Annotated in this window: 24 protein-coding genes; 9 read left to right on the top strand and 15 right to left on the bottom strand. The window is 71.1% G+C overall.

Annotated elements, in window-relative coordinates; translation table 11 throughout:
* Nucleotides 1-4: 4 nt before the first annotated feature.
* The 5 genes from ACZ601_RS29975 to ACZ601_RS29955 all read right to left on the bottom strand — a co-directional run bounded on the left by ACZ601_RS29975 (nucleotide 5) and on the right by ACZ601_RS29955 (nucleotide 4,606).
* Nucleotides 5-1,525 (bottom strand): ABC transporter substrate-binding protein, encoded by a 1,521-nt coding sequence (locus ACZ601_RS29975; RefSeq protein WP_469543851.1) that lies wholly within the window; start codon nucleotides 1,523-1,525, stop codon nucleotides 5-7.
* A gap of 72 nt (nucleotides 1,526-1,597) precedes the next feature.
* On the bottom strand, nucleotides 1,598-2,170 hold the full coding sequence (locus tag ACZ601_RS29970; protein WP_469543848.1) for a GNAT family N-acetyltransferase: 573 nt from the start codon (nucleotides 2,168-2,170) through the stop codon (nucleotides 1,598-1,600).
* 120 nt (nucleotides 2,171-2,290) lie between these two features.
* Nucleotides 2,291-2,920 carry a 2-C-methyl-D-erythritol 2,4-cyclodiphosphate synthase gene (ispF, locus tag ACZ601_RS29965; RefSeq protein ID WP_469543845.1) on the bottom strand — a complete coding sequence of 210 codons (630 nt, stop codon included), beginning with the start codon at nucleotides 2,918-2,920 and terminating at the stop codon, nucleotides 2,291-2,293.
* Nucleotides 2,910-3,656, bottom strand: coding sequence for a 2-C-methyl-D-erythritol 4-phosphate cytidylyltransferase (gene ispD, locus ACZ601_RS29960; RefSeq protein WP_469543842.1), 747 nt, complete (start codon nucleotides 3,654-3,656; stop codon nucleotides 2,910-2,912). Before ispD ends, ispF begins: the two co-directional genes overlap by 11 nt.
* A 467-nt stretch (nucleotides 3,657-4,123) precedes the next feature.
* A complete protein-coding gene (locus ACZ601_RS29955) occupies nucleotides 4,124-4,606 on the bottom strand; it encodes a CarD family transcriptional regulator (protein ID WP_006380568.1) in 483 nt (160 codons plus the stop codon).
* A gap of 654 nt (nucleotides 4,607-5,260) precedes the next feature.
* Here ACZ601_RS29955 and ACZ601_RS29950 point away from each other — a divergent pair.
* Nucleotides 5,261-5,968 carry a DUF461 domain-containing protein gene (locus tag ACZ601_RS29950; protein ID WP_469543838.1) on the top strand — a complete coding sequence of 236 codons (708 nt, stop codon included), beginning with the start codon at nucleotides 5,261-5,263 and terminating at the stop codon, nucleotides 5,966-5,968.
* A gap of 156 nt (nucleotides 5,969-6,124) precedes the next feature.
* Here the strand turns inward: ACZ601_RS29950 and phoP are convergent, their stop codons facing one another.
* Complete coding sequence (phoP, locus tag ACZ601_RS29945) at nucleotides 6,125-6,796, bottom strand: two-component system response regulator PhoP (protein ID WP_469544019.1); 672 nt, start codon at nucleotides 6,794-6,796, stop codon at nucleotides 6,125-6,127.
* Nucleotides 6,797-6,801: 5 nt separating this feature from the next.
* A complete protein-coding gene (gene phoR, locus ACZ601_RS29940; protein ID WP_440575482.1) occupies nucleotides 6,802-8,076 on the bottom strand; it encodes a two-component system sensor histidine kinase PhoR in 1,275 nt (424 codons plus the stop codon).
* 198 nt (nucleotides 8,077-8,274) lie between these two features.
* On the opposite strand from phoR, the gene phoU reads away from it, so the two are divergent.
* Nucleotides 8,275-8,952 (top strand): phosphate signaling complex protein PhoU, encoded by a 678-nt coding sequence (phoU, locus tag ACZ601_RS29935; protein WP_311304103.1) that lies wholly within the window; start codon nucleotides 8,275-8,277, stop codon nucleotides 8,950-8,952.
* 392 nt (nucleotides 8,953-9,344) lie between these two features.
* Here the strand turns inward: phoU and ACZ601_RS29930 are convergent, their stop codons facing one another.
* Nucleotides 9,345-10,736: an MDR family MFS transporter gene (locus ACZ601_RS29930; protein WP_469543834.1), complete on the bottom strand. Its 1,392-nt coding sequence runs from the start codon at nucleotides 10,734-10,736 to the stop codon at nucleotides 9,345-9,347.
* 233 nt (nucleotides 10,737-10,969) lie between these two features.
* On the opposite strand from ACZ601_RS29930, the gene ACZ601_RS29925 reads away from it, so the two are divergent.
* The 3 genes from ACZ601_RS29925 (at nucleotide 10,970) to ACZ601_RS29915 (ending at nucleotide 12,439) form a co-directional block, all read left to right on the top strand.
* Nucleotides 10,970-11,731 (top strand): phosphoglyceromutase, encoded by a 762-nt coding sequence (locus ACZ601_RS29925; protein ID WP_024489692.1) that lies wholly within the window; start codon nucleotides 10,970-10,972, stop codon nucleotides 11,729-11,731.
* A gap of 220 nt (nucleotides 11,732-11,951) precedes the next feature.
* Nucleotides 11,952-12,200, top strand: a complete 249-nt coding sequence (locus ACZ601_RS29920; protein WP_073733032.1) for a hypothetical protein — start codon at nucleotides 11,952-11,954, stop codon at nucleotides 12,198-12,200.
* A complete protein-coding gene (locus ACZ601_RS29915; RefSeq protein WP_073733033.1) occupies nucleotides 12,197-12,439 on the top strand; it encodes a hypothetical protein in 243 nt (80 codons plus the stop codon). Before ACZ601_RS29920 ends, ACZ601_RS29915 begins: the two co-directional genes overlap by 4 nt.
* A 125-nt stretch (nucleotides 12,440-12,564) precedes the next feature.
* On the opposite strand, the gene ACZ601_RS29910 is transcribed toward ACZ601_RS29915, so the two are convergent.
* Nucleotides 12,565-13,347, bottom strand: a complete 783-nt coding sequence (locus ACZ601_RS29910; protein ID WP_469543829.1) for a hypothetical protein — start codon at nucleotides 13,345-13,347, stop codon at nucleotides 12,565-12,567.
* Nucleotides 13,348-13,594: 247 nt separating this feature from the next.
* On the opposite strand from ACZ601_RS29910, the gene ACZ601_RS29905 reads away from it, so the two are divergent.
* Complete coding sequence (locus ACZ601_RS29905) at nucleotides 13,595-14,608, top strand: phosphotransferase family protein (RefSeq protein WP_469543826.1); 1,014 nt, start codon at nucleotides 13,595-13,597, stop codon at nucleotides 14,606-14,608.
* Nucleotides 14,609-14,640: 32 nt separating this feature from the next.
* On the opposite strand, the gene ACZ601_RS29900 is transcribed toward ACZ601_RS29905, so the two are convergent.
* The 3 genes from ACZ601_RS29900 to mshA all read right to left on the bottom strand — a co-directional run bounded on the left by ACZ601_RS29900 (nucleotide 14,641) and on the right by mshA (nucleotide 18,518).
* Nucleotides 14,641-16,401 carry a glycosyl hydrolase family 28-related protein gene (locus tag ACZ601_RS29900; RefSeq protein WP_469543823.1) on the bottom strand — a complete coding sequence of 587 codons (1,761 nt, stop codon included), beginning with the start codon at nucleotides 16,399-16,401 and terminating at the stop codon, nucleotides 14,641-14,643.
* Between the two features lie 134 nt (nucleotides 16,402-16,535).
* Complete coding sequence (locus tag ACZ601_RS29895; RefSeq protein ID WP_469543821.1) at nucleotides 16,536-17,087, bottom strand: type III secretion system chaperone family protein; 552 nt, start codon at nucleotides 17,085-17,087, stop codon at nucleotides 16,536-16,538.
* Between the two features lie 66 nt (nucleotides 17,088-17,153).
* The gene (mshA, locus tag ACZ601_RS29890) at nucleotides 17,154-18,518 is read right to left on the bottom strand and encodes a D-inositol-3-phosphate glycosyltransferase (protein WP_469543819.1); all 1,365 of its coding nucleotides are present in this window, start codon (nucleotides 18,516-18,518) and stop codon (nucleotides 17,154-17,156) included.
* Nucleotides 18,519-18,719: 201 nt separating this feature from the next.
* Between mshA and ACZ601_RS29885 the strand changes: the two genes are divergently transcribed.
* From ACZ601_RS29885 to ACZ601_RS29875, 3 genes are all read left to right on the top strand, one after another.
* Nucleotides 18,720-19,496: a class I SAM-dependent methyltransferase gene (locus ACZ601_RS29885; RefSeq protein WP_469543816.1), complete on the top strand. Its 777-nt coding sequence runs from the start codon at nucleotides 18,720-18,722 to the stop codon at nucleotides 19,494-19,496.
* A 270-nt stretch (nucleotides 19,497-19,766) separates the two neighbouring features.
* A complete protein-coding gene (locus ACZ601_RS29880) occupies nucleotides 19,767-20,891 on the top strand; it encodes a C40 family peptidase (protein WP_469543813.1) in 1,125 nt (374 codons plus the stop codon).
* 509 nt (nucleotides 20,892-21,400) lie between these two features.
* Nucleotides 21,401-22,744: a PP2C family protein-serine/threonine phosphatase gene (locus tag ACZ601_RS29875; RefSeq protein WP_469543810.1), complete on the top strand. Its 1,344-nt coding sequence runs from the start codon at nucleotides 21,401-21,403 to the stop codon at nucleotides 22,742-22,744.
* On the opposite strand, the gene ACZ601_RS29870 is transcribed toward ACZ601_RS29875, so the two are convergent.
* The 3 genes from ACZ601_RS29870 to ACZ601_RS29860 all read right to left on the bottom strand — a co-directional run bounded on the left by ACZ601_RS29870 (nucleotide 22,726) and on the right by ACZ601_RS29860 (nucleotide 24,324).
* Complete coding sequence (locus ACZ601_RS29870; RefSeq protein ID WP_123527654.1) at nucleotides 22,726-23,061, bottom strand: DUF2516 family protein; 336 nt, start codon at nucleotides 23,059-23,061, stop codon at nucleotides 22,726-22,728. The two genes, ACZ601_RS29875 and ACZ601_RS29870, sit on opposite strands and share 19 nt — an antisense overlap.
* A gap of 123 nt (nucleotides 23,062-23,184) precedes the next feature.
* A complete protein-coding gene (locus ACZ601_RS29865; RefSeq protein ID WP_469543808.1) occupies nucleotides 23,185-23,841 on the bottom strand; it encodes a hypothetical protein in 657 nt (218 codons plus the stop codon).
* A gap of 27 nt (nucleotides 23,842-23,868) precedes the next feature.
* Nucleotides 23,869-24,324: a helix-turn-helix domain-containing protein gene (locus ACZ601_RS29860; protein ID WP_311304116.1), complete on the bottom strand. Its 456-nt coding sequence runs from the start codon at nucleotides 24,322-24,324 to the stop codon at nucleotides 23,869-23,871.
* Between the last annotated feature and the right edge of the window lie 194 nt (nucleotides 24,325-24,518).

Below are 24,518 nucleotides of genomic sequence, written 5' to 3'. Positions count from 1 at the left end.
CCGGTCATCCGACGCGGGTGTCCGCGGTGATGAGGGTGCGTTCCATCGGGTCGAGCGCGACTCCGTGGACGCGGCTGTCGTCGTACCCCTGCACGAAGCGTTCGTGGAGCAGCGGGACGAGTGCGTCGGTGGAGAGGATGTCGGCCTCCGCGGTCATCGCGGCGCGGTGGCGGGCGTCGGTTCCGGCAAGTGCGGCGGCCTTGTCCACGTCGGTGTCGACGCGCTTGTCGCAGAGCTGCGAGATGTTGAAGCTGCCTTCGCAGGTGAAGTCGGAGGCGAGGTAGGAGACGGGGTCGGCGGTGTCCAGGAGGGTGTTGCGGGCCTGGATGAAGGCGTCGTACTTCCCGGCGAGGGCGTCGGCCTCCAGCTGGGCGTAGTCGCGGACGACCTGCTTGACGGAGAAGCCGCGCTTCTGGAGCTGCTGTTGGACGACGGTGGCGACCTCGGGCAGCTCGGGCCGGTTGGTGTACGTGGCGAGGACGATCTGTCCCGCCTTCCCGACCTGCGCCTTGGCTGCGGCCTTCACCCGGTCCGCCGGGTCCTGGCGGGCGGCGGCGGCCCACGGCACGCCGGGTCCGAGGAGGCCCTGCGCGCTGTCGGCGCGGCCTTCGTAGACGGCCTTGACGAGGGCCTGGGAGTCGATCGCCTCGCGGGCGGCGGCACGCATCGCGGGATCGCTGAAGACGCCGTGTTCGGTGTTGAGGGAGAGGCCGTTGGTGCGGGCGGAGGGGAACTCGTGGACGAGCCCGTCGCCGAGGAGGGAGGCCTGCGAGATCGGTACGTACTCGGCGACGTCGACGGCCTTGGTGCGCAGGGCGTTGGCGCGGGCGGTGCCGTCGGCCACGAAGGTCACGTCGGCACCGGGGGCCTTCGCCTTGCCGCCCCAGTAGTGCTCGTTGCGCTCCAGGGTGGCGCTGACGGCGCCCTTGCCCGAGGCGAGGGTGAAGGGCCCGGTGGCGTGCCCGGCGGGGTTCACCTTGCCGTCGCGGTAGGCGGCGGCGGACAGGATGGTGAGGGAGGGGTTGGCCAGGCGCTGGGGCAGCAGCGGGTCGGCCGCTGTGGTGACGACCCGTACGGTGCCGGCGCCCTCGGCCGTCGCGGTGATGCCGGTGTCTGACAGGACGCGGGGCTTGGGCGAGGCCTTCTGAGCGGCGTTCAGGGAGCGGGCGACGGCGGCCGCGTCGACCTTCGCGCCGTCCTGGAAGGCCGCCTCACGCAGCGTGAAGGTCCACGCCTTCGGGCTCTCGCGCTTCCAGGAGGCGGCGAGCGCGGGGATCGCGGCGCCTTCCCGGTCGAGGGCGGTGAGGCCTTCGACGACCGCGAGGCGGCTGAGGGTGACGGCGTCGTCGCCGTAGGGGGACATCGCCTGGGCGGGCGGGAAGGCCATGACGACCCGGAGGCGTTGCCCGCCGCCCGACGCGCTCCCGGTGTCGTTCGCGCCGCCGGAACAGGCGGTGGCGAGCGGGACGAGAAGGGCGGCCGCGGTCAGCGGCAGCGCGGCGCGACGGAGTCGGGACGGGGGCATGGCAACGACCTTATATGAAAACGATTGTCATTTAAAATGGTGCGAAACGGCACGACCGAGGGCCGCCGCCGTTCAGTCGGCGGCGGGCCTCGGCAGCTCGAAGTGGACGACGCTCTGGCCCCGGCCGGGCAGCGTGCGCTCGTCGCACACCTCGTGCGCGAGCGACCGCCAGAACGGCTCGGCGCCCGGCACGGCCGGGTCGGTGTGCAGGTAGACCGCCTCGTACCCGCCGGCCCGCGCGACGAAGTCGCGGAGCTCGTGCACCAGCCGCCGCGCCAGCCCGTGCCTGCGGTGCTCCGGCCGCACGTAGATCCGGCACAGCTGGGCGGTGGTGCCGGACGGGAAGCGGTCCGCGACCCACTGCGGATTGGGCGGCGCCTGCGGTCCTCGGTCGCGCACGGCGCCCGTCGCGACGATCTCGCCGTCGCGCTCGACCACCAGCAGGGTGCAGCGCTCCGGCCGCAGATAGCTGGACTCGGGGTCGATGATGTCGGCGTGCCAGCGGGGTACGTAGCCGGACCTCAGGTCGCGGTAGACGGTGTCGAGCATCACGGCCCGCGCCCCGTCGACATCCCGGGGGGTGGCGGTTCGCAGGACGTATCCGTCGGCATCGGCCCGTACCTCGGCCACTGTCGTCGTACTCATCCCGAGCCTCTCCCGTCCCTCGCGTCACCTCATTGCCGTACCAGAGTACGTGCGACTGATGTGCAACAAGGCTGCGGGCCCGGCAGTCCGCCGGGCCCGCACGACCGGCTCCCTGGCAGGTCAGACCGGTCGGTAGACCAGCGCGGTGGCGATTCCGGCAATGCCCTCCGCGCGGCCGGTGAAGCCGAGCCCGTCGGAGGTGGCGGCGGAGAGCGAGACCGGCGCGCCCACGGCGGCGGACAGCACGCGCTGCGCCTCGTCGCGCCGCTTGCCGATCTTCGGCCGTACGCCGACGACCTGGACGGCGACGTTGCCGATCTCGAACCCCTCGGACCGCACGATCCGGGCCGCCTCGGTCAGCAGCGTGACCCCCGCAGCGCCGGACCACTCGGGGCGGCCCGTGCCGAAGTGCTGCCCGAGGTCGCCGAGACCGGCGGCCGAGAACAGCGCGTTGCACGCGGCGTGCGCGACGACGTCCGCGTCGGAGTGCCCGGCGAGCCCGGGGCCCTCCCCCTCCCACAGGAGACCCGCGCACCACAGCTCGCGTCCCTCCTCGAAGGCATGGATGTCGGTCCCGATCCCGACGAGCGGGATCACGGGCGCGTTACGCGCCCCGGGACCCCCGGAGACCTCGGAAACCGTCCGCTCCCCGGAACCTCCGGAGATCTCGGAAACCGTCCGCTCCCCGGAACCTCCGGAGATCTCGGAAACCGTCCGCTCCCCGGAAACCCGCTGCTCCTCAGAAGCCATCGTTCGCCCTCCTGCGTGCCAGAACCGCTTCGGCCAGGACCAGATCCAACGGCCGGGTCACCTTGAACGCCTCCTCGTGTCCGGGTACGACCACGACGGGCGCCCCGAGCTGCTCGACCAGTCCCGCGTCGTCGGTCGCGCCCTCGCCGCTGACGGCGACCCGCTCATGGGCCCGCACCAGCGTGTCGCGGTCGAAGCCCTGCGGCGTCTGCACCGCCCGCAGCCTGGACCGCACCGGGGTGGAGAGCACCGGTTCCGGCTCCCCCGGCGCGCCCGGCTCGACCTCCTTGACGGTGTCCGCCAGCGGCAGCGCCGGGACGACGGCGAGCGCTCCGGCCCGTACCGCCTCGACCACCGCGTCGACCGTGTCGACGGGCACCAGCGGGCGGGCGGCGTCGTGCACGAGGACGGCGGAGACATCGGCGGGCAGCGCGTCCAGGCCGAGCTTCACCGACTCCTGCCGGGTCTCACCACCGGGCACGACGAGGAATTCGGTGCGCTCGGGCAGTGCGTGCTCGTCGAGCAGGTTCCGGACCTCGGGGGCGCCGTCCGGCGGTGCGACGACCACGACCAGGGAGACCTGACGGGAGGCCGCCATGGCCCGTACCGCGTGGACGAGCATCGGCGTTCCGCCCAGCGCGCGGAGCGCCTTGGGGGCGCCGGGGCCGAGCCGTACACCGCGGCCGGCCGCTGGAATCACGGCGGCGGTGCGGCGGGGAAGTGATTGATCAGACATCGGTTGCACTCCGAAGCATCGGCATGTTTGTCTCCACGGCCGACGTGGGTATGGGCTCAATCGAGCCAGGTGCTACGCCATGACTCGACCGGGACCCTTTCCGTGACCCCGGACGAGACGAGGACCGCACCGGCCGCTCGGGATCGGCCTGACACGTCGACTTCACAAGATCGCGAGCAAAGTACCGGGGGATCGTCGACGAGGCCAACGCGTCGGCGCATCGAGAACAACATCCGGGACACCTGGGCCTCGCCCCTTGATGTCCCAGTGCCCGGAATCCGGAATGTGACCGGAATCCGCGCGTCCGGGATCCGCAGTCGGGCGCGCCCGGAAACCATGCCCGGACATGCCGCAGTGCCCGACGACAGGCCGTTCGAACGGCTGGTCAGCGGGCACCGCGGCACAATATTCACGTCTCTGACGTCCCGCGCCGGTGCGATCCGGTTCGGACGTCAGACACGAGCACTTCAGGACGCGAGGACCTCGTCGAGCAGAGCCTCGGCCTTGTCCTCGTTGGTGTTCTCCGCGAGAGCGAGCTCACTCACCAGGATCTGGCGAGCCTTGGCGAGCATGCGCTTCTCACCTGCGGAGAGTCCGCGCTCACGCTCACGACGCCACAGGTCACGGACCACTTCCGCGACCTTGATGACATCGCCGGAGGCGAGCTTTTCGAGATTTGCCTTGTAGCGTCGGGACCAGTTCGTCGGCTCTTCGGCATACGGCGCGCGAAGCACCTCGAAGACCCGGTCCAGCCCTTCCTGACCGACTACGTCACGCACACCCACGAACTCCGCATTGTCCGCCGGTACACGCACCGTCAAGTCGCCCTGAGCGACCTTGAGCACCAAGTAGGTCTTGTCCACGCCTTTGATCTGGCGAGTTTCGATAGCCTCGATCAGCGCGGCCCCGTGATGGGGATAGACCACGGTGTCGCCAACCTTGAACGTCATGTGACAGGTACCCCTTCCGTGGCTATCAAGAGTAACACGAGAACTGCTTCTCCTGAATGGCGTTTTCGCAGGTCAGGGCATATCTCGGGGCTTGACAACTGCAACACGTACGTGCTGCGGAAGACACATCGGGGAGGGTATTCGCAGGTCGGAGGCGCTGTACGGGGGAGGAGAAACGCGGACGTTACACCCGTCGGAACTTGCTCGGAAGGGACCTAACGTCCCGTTTTGCCGGGTTCAGGATGGTGAACTTTCCGTACTCCGTTCGAGGATCGATCACCCGTACGGCGGTAAGTGCCGACGCCCAATGAAATTGATCAACGTTCTGCCGTCGCCGGATGTCGCGTGGTTGTCGCGCCGTTGTCGCGTGGAATATCCGCAATGAATGCGCCGGTGCACGTCAAGGCCGGTGGAACTCACGCGGGAAGCGCCGGACGAACGTCCGGCGGAATTGATCAAGCGCGTTATGTGGACGGCTTGCGAATCATCGCCCCGGGCCTGCCCGCGATCCCCGGGGCGTCCGGGGGGCGGGTCGGGTGCGGGGCGGGGACGGCGGCTCGGTAACCTGACCGCTGTCACACCGCTTGGGGCGACTTCGACACGACTCGCCCGACCCCGTCCGTAAGTCCGCTCGTTCAAGGAGTTGCCCCCGCCGTGAGCCGCAGCCTTCGACACGGCGCTCTCGCCGCCACCGCCATCGCGTTCTCGATCGCCGCGCTCTCCGCATGTGGTGCGGGCAAGAACGCGCAGACGCTCGAAGTCAGGCCTGACAACGCCGCGACCTCGGTCGGCACCATCAAGATCCAGAACGCCAATGTCGTCACCCAGCCGAAGCGCGGCGCCAAGGGCCCGGCTGTCGTGATCGCCACGCTGTTCAACAACGGCACGAAGCCGGAGACGCTCAACGCCATCGCGCTGACCGGCACCAGCGCCTCCGTACAGCTGCACGCCGCCAAGGGCACGGGACCGGTCGTCGTACCGGCCGGCGGCCGGGTGGTGATCGGCGGCAAGGACAACGCGGCCGCCGTGATCGAGAACGGCAGCGAGGCCACGCAGAACGGCAACGTCCAGAACCTGGTCTTCAAGTTCAGCGAGTCCGGCGACATCCCGCTGGGCGCCACCGTCGTCCCGGCCACCAGCTACTTCAAGGGCTTCGGCCCGAGCGCGCTGCCGGAACTGCCGAACGCGAACGCCTCAACGTCCCCCTCGTCCGACGCGTCGCCCTCCGGCTCCGCCACGGGGGACACTCCGGGCTCCACCGCGTCCGGCACCCCTTCGGGCACCCCCTCCGGGGCCGCCTCCTCGGAGGACACGATCACCCCGACCGACGCGGCGTCCGACTCGGCCCAGCCGAACACCTGACACGCGGGCACACGCGGGCACACGCGGGCACACGCCAGCGCGCGAGCGCGCATACGGCTGTACGGCCATCCGGCTGAGGCGCCTCCCATTCCGGGAGGCGCCTCAGCCGTATGTACCGCTCTCCGGCCCTCAGCGGGCAGCAGGCAGCAGGCCGGTTTACGGCTCGAACTTGTACCCGAGGCCGCGCACCGTCACCAGGAACCTCGGCGCGCCCGGGTCGGGCTCGATCTTGGCGCGCAGCCGCTTGACGTGGACGTCGAGCGTCTTGGTGTCGCCCACGTAGTCGGCGCCCCAGACCCGGTCGATCAGCTGCATCCGGGTCAGCACCCGCCCGGCGTTGCGCAGCAGCATCTCCAGCAGGTCGAACTCCTTGAGCGGGAGGTCGACCTTGCCGCCGGAGACGGTGACGACGTGCCGGTCCACGTCCATCCGGACCGGACCGGCCTCCAGCGCGGCCGGAGTGACCTCCTCCGGCTCCCCGCGACGGCGCAGCACCGCGCGGATGCGGGCGACGAGCTCACGCGAGGAGAAGGGCTTGGTCACATAGTCGTCGGCTCCTATCTCCAGGCCGACGACCTTGTCGATCTCGCTGTCCTTGGCCGTGACCATGATCACGGGGACGTTGGACTTGCTGCGCAGCTGCCGGCAGACCTCGGTGCCGGGCAGTCCGGGCAGCATCAGGTCGAGCAGCACGAGGTCGGCGCCGTTGCGCTCGAACTCGTCCAGGCCGTCGGGACCCGTGGCCGCGATGGCGACCTCGAAGCCTTCCTTACGGAGCATGTAGGACAGGACGTCGCTGAAGGATTCCTCATCCTCGACGACAAGCACTCGGGTCACGGAAGAGCCTCCGGGGCAGGAAATGAATCAAGAGTGTCGGGGGCGGCGGCCGGGTGGGGCCCCTCGTCGCCGTTGACGATGAGCGGTCCGCCTGATGTGCGGTCCCGTTCCCTGACGGCGCCCGCTTCGGGCAGCCGCAGGGTGAAGGTGGAGCCCTGTCCCTCCGAGCTCCAGACGGTGACCTCCCCGCCGTGCGAGGCGGCCACGTGCTTGACGATGGCCAGGCCGAGGCCGGTGCCACCGGTGGCCCGTGAGCGGGCCGGGTCGACGCGGTAGAAGCGTTCGAAGACCCGCTCGCGGTCCTTCTCCGAGATGCCGAAGCCCTGGTCGGTCACGGCTATCTCGATCTCGTCCCCGCCGGACATGGCCACCCGGCGGACGGCGATGCCGACGCGGGTGCGGGCGGGGCTGTAGTTGACGGCGTTCTCGACGAGGTTGCCGAGAGCGGCGGCGAGCTGGCCCCGGTTGCCCCAGATGCGGAGCTCGGCGGTGCCGCCGGCGGCCATGGTGATCTGCTTGGAGCCGGCCTGCTGCCGGCAGCGGTCGATGGCCTCCGCCACCAGTTCGTCCACCCGGACCGGTTCGGCGTCCTCCAGCGGGTCGTCGTTCTGCACCCGGGAGAGGTCGATGAGCTCCTGTACGAGGTTGGTGAGCCGGGTCGCCTCTATCTGCATCCGGCCCGCGAACCGCTCCACCGCCTCCGGGTCGTCGGAGGCGTCCATGACGGCCTCGGAGAGCAGCGAGAGCGCTCCGGTCGGGGTCTTGAGCTCGTGGCTGACGTTGGCGACGAAGTCGCGCCGGACCGCCTCGATGCGGCGGGCCTCCGTGAGGTCCTCGACCAGCAGCAGCACCAGCCGGGAGCCGAGCGGGGCGACCCGGGCGGAGACCGCGAGGGCCTCGCCCCGGCCGGTGCCCCGCCTGGGGAGGTCCAGTTCGACCTGGCGTATCTCGCCGTCGCGGCGGGTGTCCCTGGCCATGTTCAGCATCGGTTCGACGGCCAGCCGTCCGCCCCTGACCAGCCCCAGCGCGTACGCGGCGGAGCTGGCCTTGACCACGCTGTCGCTCTCGTCGAGCACGACGGCGGAGGAGCTCAGCACGGACAGGACCGTGTCGACCCCGGGGGGCAGGGGGGTATTGCTGTCGGGCCGCATGGAGGTACGCGTCGGCTTCTTCTGGTCGCGCTCGCTCCAGCGGAACGCCAGCATCGCGATCACACCGGTACACAGCCCGGCGATCGCTGCAGCTGCGGCGACCGCCGCGTTCACGTCCATGTGTCCAGGTTATGCGGCCCGGCGGACACTCTCCCAGCCATCCGAGTGCCTACTCGAACACTCGTCGCCCAGAGTTCACCGAGGAGCAAGCACCGGTTCACTTGGCCGGTCGGATCCCGACGCGTACGGCCGTCACGGTGGCAGCGTGGGGTTCAGAGCAGGCCCCGACCTCGGTTCAGGACTGGAGAGGGACTTCCCATGCGTGACGCGTACCACGAGGAACTCGACTCGATCGGCGAGGGGCTGGTCGAGATGGCCAGGCTCGTCGGGTCGGCGATCGGCCGGGCGACGACGTCCATGCTCGATGCCGATCTCAAGCTCGCGGAGACGGTGATCGCCGCGGACCAGAAGGTCGACGACCTCCAGCACGACCTGGAGGCCAGGGCCATCGCGCTGCTGGCCCGCCAGCAGCCGGTGGCCACGGACCTGCGGATCGTGGTGACCTCGCTCCGGATGAGCGCGGACCTGGAGCGCTCGGGCGACCTCGCCCAGCACGTCGCCAAGCTGGCCCGGCTGCGCTTCCCGCAGTCGGCGGTGCCGCACGACCTGCACGCCACCATCCTGGAGATGGGGCAGCTGGCGCAGCGCCTGATGGCCAAGGCCGCCGAGGTGATCATCACCAAGGACGTCGACCTGGCGCTCCAGCTGGAGCAGGACGACGACGAGATGGACCTGCTGCACCGCACGCTGTTCCAGCACCTGATGGACGACCGCTGGAAGCACGGCATCGAGACGGCCGTCGACGTGACGCTGCTGGGCCGCTACTACGAGCGGTTCGCGGACCATGCCGTGTCCGTCGCCAAGCGCGTGGTCTACCTGGTGACGGGTGAGCACGCGGACGAGATCCAGCAGGCGGCGCCGGTCGAGGGCGCGTAGCGGGAAGCGACGGGCGTACGACGGCGCGTTTTCTCGCACATGCGTTCCTGCGCGTGTGCGCCGTTGATGCGCCTGCCCGGGTGGGCATGCAATGGGGTGGGGCGGCACGACTTGTCCGTACGCCCCGGTCGTGGGCCCCGTGCGGGCGTACGGCCCTGTCGTACGCCTTGAGGAGGAACCATGGCCGATTCCCCCACGACCGAACCCCAGCAGGAGACATCCGCCGACGTCGCTCAGGGGGCCGTCCTCGGTGCCTGCGGATGCGGCTCGGGCTGCGGGTGCGGATGCCAGTCCGGAGCGCCGTGCCAGTGCGGCGGCTGCTCGGGCTGACGGACGCGGAACAGCGGTGGGCGCCCCGGAGCGGGGCGCCCACCGCTGTTCGGCCGTCCGGGTCAGAGGGCCCGCTCGGCGGTGGGCTCGGGAGCGGCGGGCTCGGGAGCGATGAGCTCGGAAGCGATGAGCCCGGGAGCGGCAGGCTCGGAAGCAATGAGCTCGGGAGCGATCAGCCCGGGAGCGGTGCTGCCCTGCCCGCTCTCCACGGTCACGACCGTCACGCCCGCCTGCGGCAGGTTCCGCATCAGCAGCCGGTACCCGAGGGCCGCGGCCGTGCCCAGTACCGCGCACATCCCCCAGAGCCACCCGGCCCCGAAATGGTCGATGACCAGCCCGGACAGCAGCGGGGCGACCAGCGCGGCGGCGGCCCAGGAGAGCGTGTACATGCCCTGGTAGCGGCCCCGCCCGTGGGCCGGGGAGAGCTGGACGACCAGTCCGTTCTGCACGGGCGCGTTGACGATCTCGGCGACCGTCCACACGCAGATCGTCAGCGCGTACACGGCGACCGACCCGGCGAAAGCGGTCAGCCCGAATCCGTACCCCGCCAGCAGCGAAGACACGATGAGCAGCCGGCGCGGGTCGCGGCCCTGGATGAACCGGGTGACGGGGATCTGGAGCACCACGATGAGCACGCCGTTGACGGCGACGGCGGTACCGAAGTCGGAGCTGCTGAACCCGTCCGTCCCCATGGCCACCGGCAGGCCCACGTACCCCTGCTGGAAGATCAGGGCGATGACGAAGGACAGCCCGACGACCCCCATGAACCGCCCGTCGCGCAGCACGGTGCCGAGCCGCACGTCGTCGGTGTCCCGGCCGCCAGGTGCGCCACCGGTCCCGGGGCGCGCGGCGGCCTTCTCCGGGCGGGACTCCGGCACCTTCATGAAAACGACGACGGCACAGAACAGGGTCATCAGGGCCTCACCGACGAAGCCGGCGAGGTAGCTGTACTCCGCGATGAACCCGGCGCCGGCCGAGGAGACCGCGAAGCCCAGGTTGATCGCCCAGTAGTTGAGCGAGAAGGCCCGGACCCGGTCCTTCGCCGGGACGATGTCGGCGATCATCGCCTGAACGGCGGGCCGCGAGGCGTTACTCGACATCCCGACGAAGAAGGCGACACCGGCGATGGCCACCGGATGGACCATGAAGCCGAGCACGGCCACCGAGACGGCCGTCGAGACCTGCGCGACCAGCATCGTGGGCCGCCGCCCGAACCGGTCGGCCATCACCCCGGCCCCGAGCGAGGAGACGACCCCGCCGAGCCCGTGCAGGGCGGCGACCAGCCCGGCGTACGAGGCCGAGTAGCCCCGGTCCAGGGTCAGGTACAGGGCCATGAACGTGGCGACGAACGCCCCGAGCCGGTTGACCAGGGTGCTGGTCCACAGCCACCAGAACTCCCTGGGGAGCCCTGAGACGGTGTCGCGGGTGGCCCGCCTGAGCGCGGCGACAGACATGCGGGCTCCCCCAAGGACGTAAGGATTCGGCTCGACGGCGGCAGGAGACCCGTCAGTCCCCGGGCCGCCACCGAGCCGAACACTACGAACCCCGGATCGCGCCCTGCTACTGAATTGACGCCTGCCGTCAATCGAAGCCGCCCCGGCTCCCCTCGTCCGTCCCCCGTCCGTCCGGCTGTCCGCTCCGTGGCCGGGCGCGCGCGGCCCGCGCGGGTTCGATTACGCTCGGACGCATGGCCGACGCACCGTACAAGCTGATCCTCCTCCGCCACGGCGAGAGTGAATGGAACGCGACAAATCAGTTCACCGGTTGGGTGGACGTCAACCTGACCCAGAAGGGCGAGAAGGAGGCGGTCCGCGGCGGTGAGCTGCTGACGGAGGCCGGCCTGCTTCCCGACGTCGTGCACACCTCGCTCCAGAAGCGCGCGATCCGCACCGCCCAGCTCTCGCTGGAGGCCGCAGACCGCCACTGGATCCCCGTGCACCGCTCCTGGCGGCTGAACGAGCGCCACTACGGCGCCCTCCAGGGCAAGGACAAGGCCCAGACCCTCGCCGAGTTCGGCGAGGAGCAGTTCATGCTCTGGCGCCGCTCCTACGACACCCCGCCCCCGGAGCTCGCGGACGGCGCCGAGTACTCGCAGAGCGGCGACCCCCGCTACGCGACGATCCCGCCGGAGCTGCGCCCGCGCACCGAGTGCCTCAAGGACGTCGTCGTCCGCATGCTCCCGTACTGGTACGACGGCATCGTCCCGGACCTCCTGGCCGGCCGCACGGTCCTGGTCGCCGCGCACGGCAACAGCCTCCGCGCCCTGGTCAAGCACCTCGACGGCGTCTCCGACGCCGACATCGCGGGCCTGAACATCCCGACCGGCATCCCGCTCGCCTACGAACTGGACGCGGACTTCCGCCCCTTGAAGCCGGGCGGCACGTACCTCGACCCGGACGCGGCGAAGGCCGCCATCGAGGCCGTGAAGAACCAGGGCAAGAAGAAGTAACCGGCGGAGCCGAAGCGGCTCCCGTACCGAAGAGGCTCCCATCCGCGGCTCGTCCGCGCGGTGGGAGCTCTTTCGTACGCCGGGCCGCCGGCCGCCGCGAGGGCCGCCGATAGGGCCGCCCGTCCCCAAGTCGCGCTGGTGGAGCGGGCGGAGGCGGAGGTGACGCCTCGTACCCCTCGTCGTACCCTGTGGCGCATGCGGGGAGATCGGGAGAGCGGCTATGGGTGAGCCCCTGAAGACCTTTGTCGGGGGTGCCGAGGTCGAGGTGCCCAACAGCATTCCGGCCATCCGCGCCGCCCTGCCCGAGGCGAGACGCGAGGAGTTCGACGGTGCCATCAACGGGGCCGGGGTGCATGAGATCCAGGCCGTGATGCGGCACTGGATGCTGGAGGCCGTGCCCGATCCGGAGGCCGAGCGGATTCTGGACCGGCTGGCGCGGGACGAGGCCGAGAGGCGGAACGTCGCTTGAGCTTCCGGATCTCCTATGCGCCACCTGCCGATGACACCCTGGCCAAGATGCGGGACGGCGAGACCTTCCGGGACCAGATGGCACGTTCCCTGGGGCGCGAGCCGTACGGGCACGGGTCGTCCGCCGTCAAGGAGGAGCACGATCGCCGGGAGGCCACCGTCGCCGGGGCGATCGTGCTCTATTACGTCTCCGGTTCGGTGCTGACCGTCACCGTGGTGCGGCTCGTCCCGCTGCCCTGACCGTGGACGGCTCGTCCCGCTGCCCCGACCGTGGTGCGGCTCGTCCCGCTGCCCCGACCAGAGGTGGCTCGTCCCGCTGCCCTGACCGAGGACGGTCGGGCGCCGGAACCGGCTCTGACCGGCTGTCAGGCCAGCTTGGCGACCTGGGCGTCGATCACGGCGGTCGGCATCTCGAAGCCGTCGCCGGAGGCGGCCGCGCCCAGGTTGAGCGCGGTGAACGAGGCCACCGTGGCGCCCTGCCGGACCTGCACGAGCTTCATCGTCGTGCTCTCACCCTCCGACTCGATGGTCACCGTCCAGCCGACGGCGTCCTCGCCGCCCTTGAGCTGCTCCTCCGCGAGCTTGACGATCTTCTGCTTGGTCCCGCCCGCCGTCAGCGTGAAGCCGGACGCGCACCCGGTCGCCGCCGTCCGCAGGTTGGCCAGGGACTCCTCCGCGCCCTTGCCCTCGTAGGTGGAGAGCGTGGTGAGCGTCGTCGTGATGTCGAAGGCCGCCTTGAACGCCTCGTCGAGGTCGTCACTGTCCTGGTCGGCGCCCTTCTTCGGCTCGCTGATCACCTTGCGCTGGGTGGACGCGGCGGGGGAACCGGACTTGGCGCCCATCAGGGCGTCGCCGAAGACTTCGCAGGCGGCCTTGTCCACGTTGACGTCATCGGCGGAAACGGCGTCCTGGGGGCCGGCCTTGGAGACCTTGTGGCCCTTGACGTCGCCCTGGGCGAGCGAGACCTTCTCCAGCTCGGCGGCGGTCAGCGCCTTCGCGGCGGCGGGCTTGGCCGAGGAGGCTCCGTCCGCCTTGTCCTTGTCGCCGCCGTCCTTGTCCGTCGCGTCCGAACCGCAGGCCGCAGTGAGCAGGGCCAGGGACATCACGGTGGCGGCAACAGCGGTACGGCGTATGGCAGTGGGTCGCATGGCCCATCCTTCTGTATCAAGTCGTTTCGCCCGCACGAAGGCAGCCGTCGCCGGGTTCGGCGCGGCCGTGGGGAGATCGTGGGGGTGCGCCAACTCTATGAGTCCGCTGTGGTTTGGCAATCCGTCAGGCCGGGCATGGCCCCTGATCGTGACTACGTCGTGATCACCCCGAGCACGCTCTGAGCTGGGTCTTCGCCCCGGCCGGCCGCGACACGTACCCGGGTGACCACCCGAAGGGGGTCCGCTGATGCCGATCGATTCCGCCCTTTCCGCCGTACTTGGTTCCGCGGGGGTGCCGCCGGAGCTGATCGCCTCGTGCGAACCGCTCACCGGCGGCACCTACAACACCGTCACCCGGGTCCGGCTCACCGACGGCCGGGAGTGGGTGGTGAAGACGCCGCCGCCCGTGAAGGCCGGGGCGCACCTCGGTTACGAGCGCGACCTGCTGGTCAACGAGGTCACCTTCTACAACGCGGCGGCCGCCCTCCCCGAGGAGACCCCGGTCCCCCGCGTCGTCCGCGGCGGGCTCGACGCCACCGCCCCCGGGGGCGCGTACGTGATCATGACCGCGTGCCCCGGGCAGCCCTGGCACGAGCTCACCGGGGCGATGGCCGACGGCGAGGAGCAGCGGTTGCGCGCGGAGCTCGGGCGGTTCGTCGGCAGGCTGCACACCGCCCCGGCGCCCGGCGGATTCGGCTACCCGTCGGCCGCGCTCGCCCCGTTGGCGCCGACGTGGCGGCAGGCGTTCACCACGATGACCGACGCCGTGCTGGACGACGCGCTGACCTACGCGGCGAGGCTGCCGCGTACGGTCCCGGACATCCGCAGGGTGCTCGCCGCCGCCTCGTACGTACTGGACGACGTCACGCGTCCCGCCCTGGTCCACTTCGACCTGTGGCAGGGCAACATCCTGGTGTCAGGGGAGCCGGGGGCGCGGCGGATCGGCGGGATCATCGACGGGGAGCGGATGTTCTGGGGCGATCCGGCCGCCGACTTCGTCTCGCTCGCCCTCTTCGGGAACATCGAGGAGGACAAGGAACTCCTGTCCGGGTACGGGGAGTCGGCGCCGGGCGGGCCGGTGCGGTTCGACGGTTCGCTGCGGCTGCGCCTCGCGCTCTACCGCTCGTACCTCTACCTGATCATGCTGGTGGAGACGGTGCCCCGGAAGGCGGACGGGGAGCGGCTGGCCTGGACGTGGCGGGAAGTGGCGCCCCGGCTGGAAGCGGCCCTGGGTGAGGTGGAGTCGGCGCTGCGGGGCTGACCGGTAGGCCGCTCCGGCGCCGACCCCTTCCGTCAGCGGCCCAGGGCCCGTTGGGCGTCGTGCAGGTTCTGCGGGCGGACAGCTTCCGGGGTGCCGTACGCCTCCAGGAGGGTGTGCAGGTCACCGGTGAAGTCGGGGACGTCGATCTGGCCGAACTCCGTCACCTCGCTGATCCCGACGCTCGCGCTGTAGGGGGCGAGGCCGTCGATGCGCATCAGACCGGCCCGGCCGTTGGTCACCCTGATGTTCCAGTGCGTGAAGCGGGCGCCGAACAGCGGTCCGGCGCTCGCGTCGCCGCCGTGCTGCCCGTTGTTGTTCACCGTGATGTCGGTGCGGACGTTCGCGAACGGCATCCCCCGGTGCGAATCGAACGTGCCCATCTCCATCACACCGCGCGACCAGACGTTGTAGCTGGACAGGCCCTCGACGTTGATGCCGTGCAGCTGGGTCCCGGCGGGCGCCGGAACGGTGCGCTGCTCGATGGTGAAGTCCTCGATCAGGTTGTCGTGCGAGCCCTCGCGGCAGTAGTACGGGTGGTGCGAGCCGCGCCCCGCGACCCTCGTACGCCGCAGGGTGCAGGCGGAGGCGCCGATGAGGCCGAAGCCGTTGTCGACGTGGCGGACGGTGATGTCGTCGGCCCAGCAGTCGTACGCGCACTGGAACGCGACGCCGTTGTAGCCCTTGTCGAGCAGGTGCTGCGACTGCGGGGTCTCGACCGCTTCGAGCGTCAGCCCCTCGACGCCGGAGCCGGTGAGCGGGGTGGCGAGGGTGGTCAGGCGGGGGTCCCACTCGGGGCGGATGTCGAGCGGGAGGGGGCGTTCCAGGGTGACCCTGCGGCCGTGCACGGCGGTGACGCGGACGGGCCATTCGTAGGGGACGTACGAGGTCAGCTTCGTCTTGTCGTCCCAGTAGTACGCCTCCGGGCCGGGCCCGCCGCCCGCCATGTGCTCCAGGAGGGTGTGCGCGGAGTCGTCGGCGAGGCGGAGCAGGACGAGTGCGCCGCGCTTCAGCTTCCGGGTGTCGTCGACGGTGATCGTACGGTCGCCGAGGCGGGCGGGGGCGACGGTGGTCAGGGTGCGCCACTCGTCGCGCTTGTTGCCGGTCCAGCCCTCGAAGGGCCAGTCCTTCGCCTTGATCGCGTCGGTCAGGGACGTCCAACGGCTTTCTGGGCAGAGCCAGATGAGACCGCCCGCCCAGGACCAGCTGGACTTGTCGCCGCCGTACCGGCTGCCGTAGACACCGATCAGCTCGGTGAGGCTGCGGGTCGCGTACAGCTTGGTACGGCCGCTGCCCGCGCCGCGCACGACGACGTCGCTGTGGCCGATGCGGATGATGTCGTCGATGCGGTAGGTGCCTTCGGGGATGAGTACCGTGCCACCGCCGCGCCTCCCGGCAGCGGCGATGGCACGGTTGATCGCGGGGGCGGCGTCGGTGGAGTTGTCGGGCCTGGCGCCGTAGTGCAGGACGTTGGCGGTGAAGCCGTGCCCGGAGCGGCGGGGCAGGTCAGAGCCGCCCCGGTAGCCGGACCGGCCGATGAACGGGATCTGCGGGTGGGTGAGGGGCGCCCGTGCGAACTCCCGCCAGAGCGGGGTGTTCTGCGGTCTGCCGCCGCCCGCACGGGTCGCGGTGCGGGCGGCGGTGCCGGTTGCGGTGCCGGTTGCGGTGCCGTCGCTTGGCGCCGCGAACGCCGTTCCGCTGCCGGCCGCGCCGGTGGCCGCTGCCGCCGCGACGGCCACCGCGCTGCCGAGCAGTCCCCGCCTGCTGATGTTCCCCGTGTTCGCCCTGGTCGCCATGAGCCCGATCCGCCTTTCATGGATGTGAACGACGTTCATGTCTGCGTCGGCGGTGAGCATGCCACGAGGCCCCGGCGCGGCGAAAGAGTCGTGCGTCGGGGAATTGAGGCGTGACTTGGCTCAGTTGGCGCGCGTCAGCTGCTGGGGCGCTGAGTCAGATGTGTGAACGCGTCCAGGTTCCGGGTGGACTCTCCGCGCGACACCCGCCATTCGTACTCCTTGCGGATCGCGCTCGCGAAACCGAGTTCCAGGAGGGGGTTGAAGGCGCCGTCGGCGGCCTCCAGGACCACGCCCAGCAGCCGGTCCAGCTCCTCTGCCGTGACCACCGAGAGCGGCAGCTTGCCGACGAGGTAGACGTCCCCGAGCGAGTCGACGGCGTAACTCACGCCGAACAGGCGGAGGTTGCGCTCCAGCAGCCAGCGGTGGACCGCCGGTTCGTTCTCGTCGGGGTGCCGGATGACGAAGGCGTTGAGGGACAGCGAGTGCTTGCCGACGAGCAGCGAGCAGGTGGTGGAGAGCTTGCGGGTGCCGGGCAGCTGGACGACGTAGCTGCCGGGGGCCGGACTCTCCCAGTCGAGCCCGGCGTCGTCGAGCGTCGCCTCGATGACCTGCGCCACCTGCCCGGCCTGCCCGGCCTGCCCGGCCTGGTTCGTCGCCGCCGCTGCTTCCTCGGGTGCATCAGCCATGGTCCGAGCGTACGTCGGATCGGATGAGCGGTTCGAACGCGTGCGCCTCTCAGGGGCGCCCGCGCCTCACACGTAGCGCGAGCGCACCCGTCGGCGGTGGTCCTGCATCGCCTCCGTGTACACGTCCGCCGTCGCCGCCGCAGCCGTGTCCCAGCCGAACCGCTGGGCGTGCTCCGCTGCCGCGGAGCCCATCCGGGTGACCAGCTCCGGCGCGTCCGCGAAGCGCGCCAGCGCCTCCGCGTAGGCCGCCGGGTCGTGGCCGGGGATCAGGAAGCCGCTCACCCCGTCCCGTACCGCCACCGGCAGCCCGCCCACGGCCGCCGCGACCACCGGGGTGCCGGCTGCCTGGGCCTCGATGGCGACCAGGCCGAAGGACTCGCTGTACGAGGGCATGACCAGCACGGACGCGGCCCGGAACCAGTCGGCGAGCTGGTCCTGCCCGACCGGCGGCTGGAACCGTACGACGTCCGCGATGCCGAGCCGGGCCGCGAGCTTCTGGAGCCCCTCCGGCTTGGCGAGCCCGCTGCCGCTGGGGCCGCCGACGACCGGTACGACGATGCGCGAGCGCAGCGAGGGGTCGCGGTCGAGCAGGACCGCGATCGCGCGCAGCAGCACGTCCGGGGCCTTCAGTGGCTGGATGCGGCCCGCGAAGAGCGGGACCAGGGCGTCCTGCGGCAGCCCAAGACGGGCCCGTGCCGCGGCCCGCCCGTCGGCCGGGCGGAAGCGATCCAGGTTCACGCCGGGGTGCACGACGGCGACCGCCTCTGGGGCGGCCTCGTAGAAGCGGACGAGCTGGTCCGCCTCCTCCGCGGTGTTCGCGATCAGCCGGTCGGCCGCGCTGACGATCTGCGTCTCACCGATGACCCGGGCGGCGGGCTCGGGGGTGTCGCCCTCTGCGAGCGACGCGTTCTTGACCTTCGCCATGGTGTGCATGGCGTGGACGAGCGGGACGCCCCAGCGCTGGGCGGCGAGCCAGCCGACATGGCCGGAGAGCCAGTAGTGGGAGTGCACCAGGTCGTAGTAGCCGGGGCGCTGACCGGCCCACGCCTGCATCACACCGTGCGTGAAGGCGCAGAGCTGGGCGGGCAGCTCCTCCTTGGCCAGGCCCTCGTAGGGCCCCGCGTCGACGTGGCGGACCAGCACACCGGGCGACAGCTCGACCGAGGGCGGCAGCGCGCCGGTGGTGGAGCGGGTGAAGATCTCGACCTCGATGTTGATCGCGGCGAGGCGCTCCGCCAGCTCCACGATGTAGACGTTCATGCCGCCCGCGTCACCCGTCCCCGGCTGGTGCAGCGGGGAGGTGTGCACGGAGAGCATCGCGATCCGGCGGGGCTTGCGGTGGCCGCCCGGGAAGGAGCCGGAGAGACCCGCGGGGAACCTGAGACGCGGTGCGACGCGGCTGCTGCCGAGCCGAGAGACGTACTGGCTCACGTCGTCCGGTCCTCCTCGTTCAGGGCACTGGTACCTCGTTCAAGGCATGGCACCGAAGGGACACACGGTCCCTTCGAAGGGCTGGAACAGTGGAATCCCTCCTTTCATTTCCGCTTTGCCAAATCATTACGCTACGTGTCCGGCGCGTCGCCGCGACTCCACTGGGCCATCCGCTCCACGCCGCTCGTTACGCTCTGTGTCATGCGCCCCATCGGCACCGCGACCCGCGGGACCACCAACCCGAACCGGCTGCGCCGCATGGACCGCTGGATCGCCGCCACCCACGGCCCCGCCCTGCGCCGCGCCGATACCCCCGTCGCGGTCGACCTGGGGTACGGCGCCGCGCCCTGGACCGCGGTCGAGCTGCTGGAGCGGCTGCGCGGCGCCGAACCGCGCACCGCGGTGGTCGGCATCGAGATCTCCCCGGAACGGGTGGCCGCGGCGAAGCCGTACGAGCGCGAGGGCCTCACCTTCCGGCACGGCGGCTTCGAGATCCCGCTGCCCGAGCGGCCGGCGCTGATCCGGGCGGCGAACGTGCTGCGCCAGTACGACGAGGGCGAGGTCGCCGCGGTCTGGGAGCGGCTGTGCGCGCGGCTCGCGCCGGGCGGGCTGCTGGTGGAGGGCACCTGCGACGAGATCGGGCGCCGGCACGTGTGGGTGGCGCTCGGTCCGGAGGGCCCGCGCACGGTGACGTTCGCGACCCGGCTCGGCTCCCTCGACCGGCCCTCCGACCTCGCGGAACGGCTGCCCAAGGCGCTCATCCACCGCAATGTGCCGGGCGAGCCCGTCCACGCGTTCCTGCGCGACTTCGACCGGGCCTGGGCCGGGGCGGCACCGTACGCCTCACTGGGCGCGCGGCAGCGCTGGATCACGGCGGTGCGGGCACTGTCAGGGGACTGGCCGCTGACGGACGGGGTACGACGGTGGCGGCAGGGCGAAGTCACGGTGGGCTGGGCGGCACTGAGGCCCGAACAGTAGCCCCGGCGGTAGCGGGTCCCGCCCGGATCGGGGGAACTCCCCGTCCACCGGGAACATCGGCCGGACACCGTTCGTCCCAGATAGGGGAGCGGTAGGGGGAGCACGGCTGCGGCACCGGCGACCGGACCGGGCCGGGGACAACCGGACCGGAATGGGCCGGAGATGTGTGAGCCTCTGTTGCTTTTCGGTACGGCATGGCACGATCTCGTCGGTGCCATAAGTTACTGACGGTAAATCAGATCCGTGCGGATCTGTCCGGAGGGGGAGCTCGTGAACCGACGCCACAGTGCCGCCGCGGCGATCACACTGGTCTGCGCGCTGGCCGTACTGGCCGCACCGGTCCAGGCCTTCGCCGCGCCCACGCCCCCCGCGCCGGAACAGCCGCCGAAGTCCGGGAACGCCGAGGACCCCGGGACCTCCGGGACCTCCGGGACCTCCGGGACCTCCGGGACCTCTGGCAAGAAGAGCCTCGAAGAGGTGCGGGCGAAGATCGACGCCCTCTACCGCCAGGCGGGGGCGGCGACGGACGCGTACAACCTCGCGGAGGAACGGTCCAAGAAGCAGTCGGGCGAGATCGTCAAGCTGGCGCAGGCCATAGTCGAGGGCCAGGCGAAGATCGCCGAGCTCAAGAGCAGAGCCGGCGCCCAGGCGCGCGAGCAGTACCGCAACGCCGGACTGCCGCCCGGCGCCCAGCTGATGCTCAGCGGCGACCCGCAGCTCTTCCTCGACGGGATCAGCCGGGCCCACCAGGGCCAGCAGGCCGCCAAGGGCGTTCTCGGTGAACTGAACAGGACCCAGGAGGACCTGGAGACGTACACCCAGGACGCGAGCACCAACTGGACCAAGCTCGAAGCCAATCGCGTCAAGCAGGCCAAGGCCAAGAAGAAGATCAACGAGCAGATCGCGGCGGCCAAGAAGCTGGAATCCCAGCTGGAGAAGAAGGAGCGGGCCCGGCTCCTCCAGCTCGAACAGCAGGCGGAGTACAAGTCGCAGACGGCCTGGCTGAGTTCCGGCGCGCTGAAGGAGATCAACCGGGGAGCGAGCGCGAGCGGCAAGAAGGCGGTGGCCTTCGCGACCTCACAGATCGGCAAGCCGTACAAGTGGGGCGCCGTGGGCCCCGCGTCGTACGACTGCTCGGGGCTGACGTCGCAGGCGTGGGCGGCGGCCGGTCACCCGATCCCGCGCACCTCGCAGGAGCAGTGGCGGCAGTTGCCGCACATCGCCGTCAAGGACATGCGCCCCGGCGACCTGGTCATCTACTTCAGCGACGCCACGCACGTCGGGATGTACATAGGCGACGGCGCGATCGTGCACGCCCCGCGCCCCGGCCGCGACGTCACGATCACGGGGGCGGGGTCGATGGAGATCCTCGGAGTCGTACGGCCGGACAAGTAACGGCCGCGGGCCGGGCCGCGAACGGCACGGGCCGGACAAGTAACAGCCGCGGGCCGGGCCGCGAACGGCACCGGCCGGGCTCCCCACAGTCTGACCTGTCTGACCTGGGTACGTACCGGCTCCCTGCCCGTACGCGAGTCGGCAGCCTGGCAACCTTAAGAGAGCCTCAAGGCACTCTTAAGGCCCTCCGGAAGCCCCCGGAACCCCGAAGCGGAACGGATTTCGTCGCCGCCGCCGGGCGCGGATCCGGCTGCCGCCCCGCAGTCGTGACCCGCGCCACCCGGCGCCCCCCGCTCCACGTGACCTTTGTCATGCGCCGGAAACCGCCGTGCCCCCGCCGCAGCCCGCCGGATCTGCGGCCTTCCGCGGCTTAAGGCCGTTCCCGGAAGGGCCGACACGCTTCGGGCGCCATTCCGTTCCCACATCCCGTACCGCTATCGTCCCCGTCTGGCGGGTCGTCGATCGTCGCTCCGCCGCGCCCTCGGGGGGAGGGAAGGAAACCCGATTCGATGCCCGTACCAGTACCGCAGCAGCGTTCCGTTCCCGCTGCGGAGACCAGCTATGGCGCCGCCCTCACCCTCCTGGTGATCGAGGACGACCCGGCGGGCACGCTCACCGTCCCGGAACTGCCCGCAACGGCCGGCACCCGGGTCCGTATCCGCAGCGCCCGCAACCTCACGGAGGCGGGCCGGCTCCTCACCGACGACGTGGACTGCATCCTGCTGGACCTGGCCCTGCCGGCCGGCAGCGAGGCGCGCACCGCCCAGGGCGAGGAGGCGGACAACCTGGCCACCCTCAAGCACGTGCTGCGGATCGCGCCCCGGCACGCCGTCATCGCGCTCACCGCCCAGGAGGACGCCGAGCTGGCCGCAGAGGCGGTACGGGTGGGGGCGCAGGACTACCTCTTCCGCGACGAGCTCGACGGCAGGCTCCTCAGCCGCGCCATCCGCTACGCCGTCGAGCGCAAGCGCGCCGACGTCGCGCAGCACCAGCTCACCGAGTCCCGGCTGCGGGCCCAGGAGAACGCCCGCCTGGAGCGCGGCCTGCTCCCCACCCCGCTGCTCGACGGCTCCGATCTGCACTTCGCCGCCCGCTACCGCCCCGGCCGCAGCCGTGCGCTGCTCGGCGGGGACTTCTACGACACCGTCCGCACGCCCGACGGCACGGTCCACGTGATGATCGGCGACGTCTGCGGGCACGGCCCGGACGAGGCGGCGCTCGGCGTGGAGCTGCGCATCGCGTGGCGGGCGCTGACCCTGGCCGGTCTCTGCGGCGACGAGCTGCTCTCCACGCTCCAGCAGGTGCTGGAGCACGAACGGGAGAGCGAGGAGATCTTCGCGACGCTCTGCACGGTGGACATCGCCCCCGACGGCCGCCGGGCGGGCCTCTGCCTGGCCGGCCACCCCGCGCCGCTGATCGCCCGCCAGGGCCGGGCGGCGCATCTGCTTCCGTACCAGGACGGCGGCCCGGCACTCGGTCTGCTGCCACGCGCCCGGTGGCCGCGCCGGCAGGTGGAACTGGGCGGCTCCTGGAGCCTGATGATGTACACGGACGGTCTGATCGAGGGCCGGATCGGCACCGGCACCCAGCGCCTCGGGCAGGACGGGATGGTCTCGATGATCAACCGTCAGCTGGCGGAGGGCCTGACCGGTGAGGCCCTGCTGGAGGCCGCCGTCACCCGCGTCCGCGAGCTGAACGGCGGCGAACTCACCGACGACGTCGCGGTTCTGCTCCTCGACCGCGACGAGGACGCCGAGCGCCGCAGGACGCACCACGGCGACCGGGGCCGGAGCATTCCACGCCCCCGCCCCGGACAGGTGTCAGCCGCAGGCGCTCAACGCCCGCCGTTGTAGGGCCCGTACGGGCCGTCGCTGCTGGAACCGCCGCGGCGGTTGCCGCCGCCCGTGACGGCCTTGAGCGCCGGCCGCACGTCCACGAAGAACACGATGGTCGCGACCAGTCCGGCGAGCTGAATGAAGAGCATGGGCACCCAGAGGTTCACCACCACCGTGATGCCGAGAATGATCAGCCAGAACGGCTTGGTCTTCTTGTCGGCGGCCCGGTAGGCGTCCTCGCGGACGACCGCCGCCATGATCAGGGCGACGACGGCGAGGACGAGCATCGCCGTGTAGATCAGCCCGAGGATTGAGTTGAAGCCTTCGAGCAACATGATGTGCACCGCCTAGTACGTGGATGAGCGCCTCGCGGCCAAGGTACCGGGACAACGGCCGGGACACCCCGAAAGGTGCCCGACCGTCCCCCGGCACTCCGGCCGGCCGTCACGCCGGTCGCGCTACTTGGCGGTGGGCGGCGTGGTCTTCTTGGCTGCGGGCTTGCGCGCGGCAGCCTTCTTGCCGGCCGAGGGCGCGGGCTTGGCGGCCGGCTTGACGGCCCTGGCGGCGGGCGCGGGCTTGGCGACCGGCTTCGGCGCCGCCTTGGTCCCGTCCTTGGCCGGGGCGGCGGGCGCGGGCTTGGCGGCGGCGGGCGCGGACTCCTTGCGCGGCTCGACGACGACGGCGATCTCGACGATCTCCTCGGCCGTCTCACCACGCCACGTGCGCACGGTCTGCTCGCCGCGCTCGGCGACCTTCTCGTACGTCTCGCGGGCCCTGACCGCGTATTCGGCGGCCACACCCACGCCGCGCAGCGCCAGGTCCTGGGCGCTCTCGCCCAGCTTCTTCAGATCGGTGTCGAACGCCCCGATCACCTCGGTGACCCTGGCCTGGAAGCCGGCCTGTACCTCCTTGGCCTGCCCGGTCACCTTCTCCTGCACGACCTTGGGGTCGGTGTTGCGCACGGCCTCGATGCGCTCCGGCGCCTCGGCCCGCAGCTGCTCGATCAGCGCCGGAACCTTGCGCGCCTGCTGCACGGCGAGATCGGCCGTACCGGCGGCGAAGTAGAGGGGGGTCGGGTCGGTGAGGGTCTTGCGCAGGTCATCGGTGATGGCCATGACTGTGGTCCTCCCGGATCATCAGACTCAGTGTGAGGGTTTTGAAGGCTTTGAAGCTGTATCGGCAGCACTGCCGTCGGCATTGAAGGGCGCGTCCGCACCGGACGCACTCCCCTCCTCACCCCCGGGCCCGTCCTCGAACCCGTTCTCCTTGCGGAAGGAGGCGTAGATCTGCAGCAGCACGCTCTTCTGCCGCTCGTTGATCGACGGATCGGCCAGAATCACCGCCCGCGTCTCCAGCTCGTCCCGCTCCCGCTCGTCCAGGATCCCGGCCCGTACGTAAAGCGTCTCGGCGGAGATCCGCAGCGCCTTGGCGACCTGCTGCAGCACCTCAGCACTGGGCTTGCGCAGCCCGCGCTCGATCTGGCTGAGATAGGGATTGGACACCCCGGCCGCGTCCGCGAGCTGCCGCAGCGACAGCTGCGCGGTGCGCCGCTGCTCACGCAGGTACTCGCCGAGGCTGCCGACGTTGAGTGATGCCATGGACCGATGGTGGACCCTCGGCGCTAACTTTTGCAAGCAGCCGCTTGCAAAAGTGTTCCGAACCACTCGTACGGGTCTGCTGTGGAGCGAACCACGCTCCGCCGGGTAGCTGCGCACGGCGATATTCCGGTCGACAGGCAGAGCCGCGACGCACTGTGATGGCCCATACCGTCCGCCGCCCGGAGCGGACCGAG

It is taken from the genome of Streptomyces sp. NPDC104307, from assembly GCF_055584045.1.
This window is presented reverse-complemented; position numbering and strand designations above follow the sequence as displayed.

Coding starts and splice junctions, on each gene's coding strand:
- ispD (WP_469543842.1), bottom strand. CDS start 3,656: ATGTCTGATCAATCACTTCCCCGCCGCACCGCCGCCGTGATTCCAGCG.
- ACZ601_RS29870 (WP_123527654.1), bottom strand. CDS start 23,061: ATGTTGCTCGAAGGCTTCAACTCAATCCTCGGGCTGATCTACACGGCG.
- ACZ601_RS29910 (WP_469543829.1), bottom strand. CDS start 13,347: ATGCGACCCACTGCCATACGCCGTACCGCTGTTGCCGCCACCGTGATG.
- ACZ601_RS29930 (WP_469543834.1), bottom strand. CDS start 10,736: ATGTCTGTCGCCGCGCTCAGGCGGGCCACCCGCGACACCGTCTCAGGG.
- ACZ601_RS29925 (WP_024489692.1), top strand. CDS start 10,970: ATGGCCGACGCACCGTACAAGCTGATCCTCCTCCGCCACGGCGAGAGT.
- ACZ601_RS29920 (WP_073733032.1), top strand. CDS start 11,952: ATGGGTGAGCCCCTGAAGACCTTTGTCGGGGGTGCCGAGGTCGAGGTG.
- ACZ601_RS29970 (WP_469543848.1), bottom strand. CDS start 2,170: ATGAGTACGACGACAGTGGCCGAGGTACGGGCCGATGCCGACGGATAC.
- ACZ601_RS29955 (WP_006380568.1), bottom strand. CDS start 4,606: ATGACGTTCAAGGTTGGCGACACCGTGGTCTATCCCCATCACGGGGCC.
- ACZ601_RS29895 (WP_469543821.1), bottom strand. CDS start 17,087: ATGGCTGATGCACCCGAGGAAGCAGCGGCGGCGACGAACCAGGCCGGG.
- phoU (WP_311304103.1), top strand. CDS start 8,275: ATGCGTGACGCGTACCACGAGGAACTCGACTCGATCGGCGAGGGGCTG.
- ACZ601_RS29885 (WP_469543816.1), top strand. CDS start 18,720: ATGCGCCCCATCGGCACCGCGACCCGCGGGACCACCAACCCGAACCGG.
- ACZ601_RS29865 (WP_469543808.1), bottom strand. CDS start 23,841: ATGGCCATCACCGATGACCTGCGCAAGACCCTCACCGACCCGACCCCC.
- ispF (WP_469543845.1), bottom strand. CDS start 2,920: ATGGCTTCTGAGGAGCAGCGGGTTTCCGGGGAGCGGACGGTTTCCGAG.
- ACZ601_RS29860 (WP_311304116.1), bottom strand. CDS start 24,324: ATGGCATCACTCAACGTCGGCAGCCTCGGCGAGTACCTGCGTGAGCAG.
- ACZ601_RS29975 (WP_469543851.1), bottom strand. CDS start 1,525: ATGCCCCCGTCCCGACTCCGTCGCGCCGCGCTGCCGCTGACCGCGGCC.
- ACZ601_RS29875 (WP_469543810.1), top strand. CDS start 21,401: ATGCCCGTACCAGTACCGCAGCAGCGTTCCGTTCCCGCTGCGGAGACC.
- ACZ601_RS29900 (WP_469543823.1), bottom strand. CDS start 16,401: ATGGCGACCAGGGCGAACACGGGGAACATCAGCAGGCGGGGACTGCTC.
- phoR (WP_440575482.1), bottom strand. CDS start 8,076: ATGGACGTGAACGCGGCGGTCGCCGCAGCTGCAGCGATCGCCGGGCTG.
- ACZ601_RS29905 (WP_469543826.1), top strand. CDS start 13,595: ATGCCGATCGATTCCGCCCTTTCCGCCGTACTTGGTTCCGCGGGGGTG.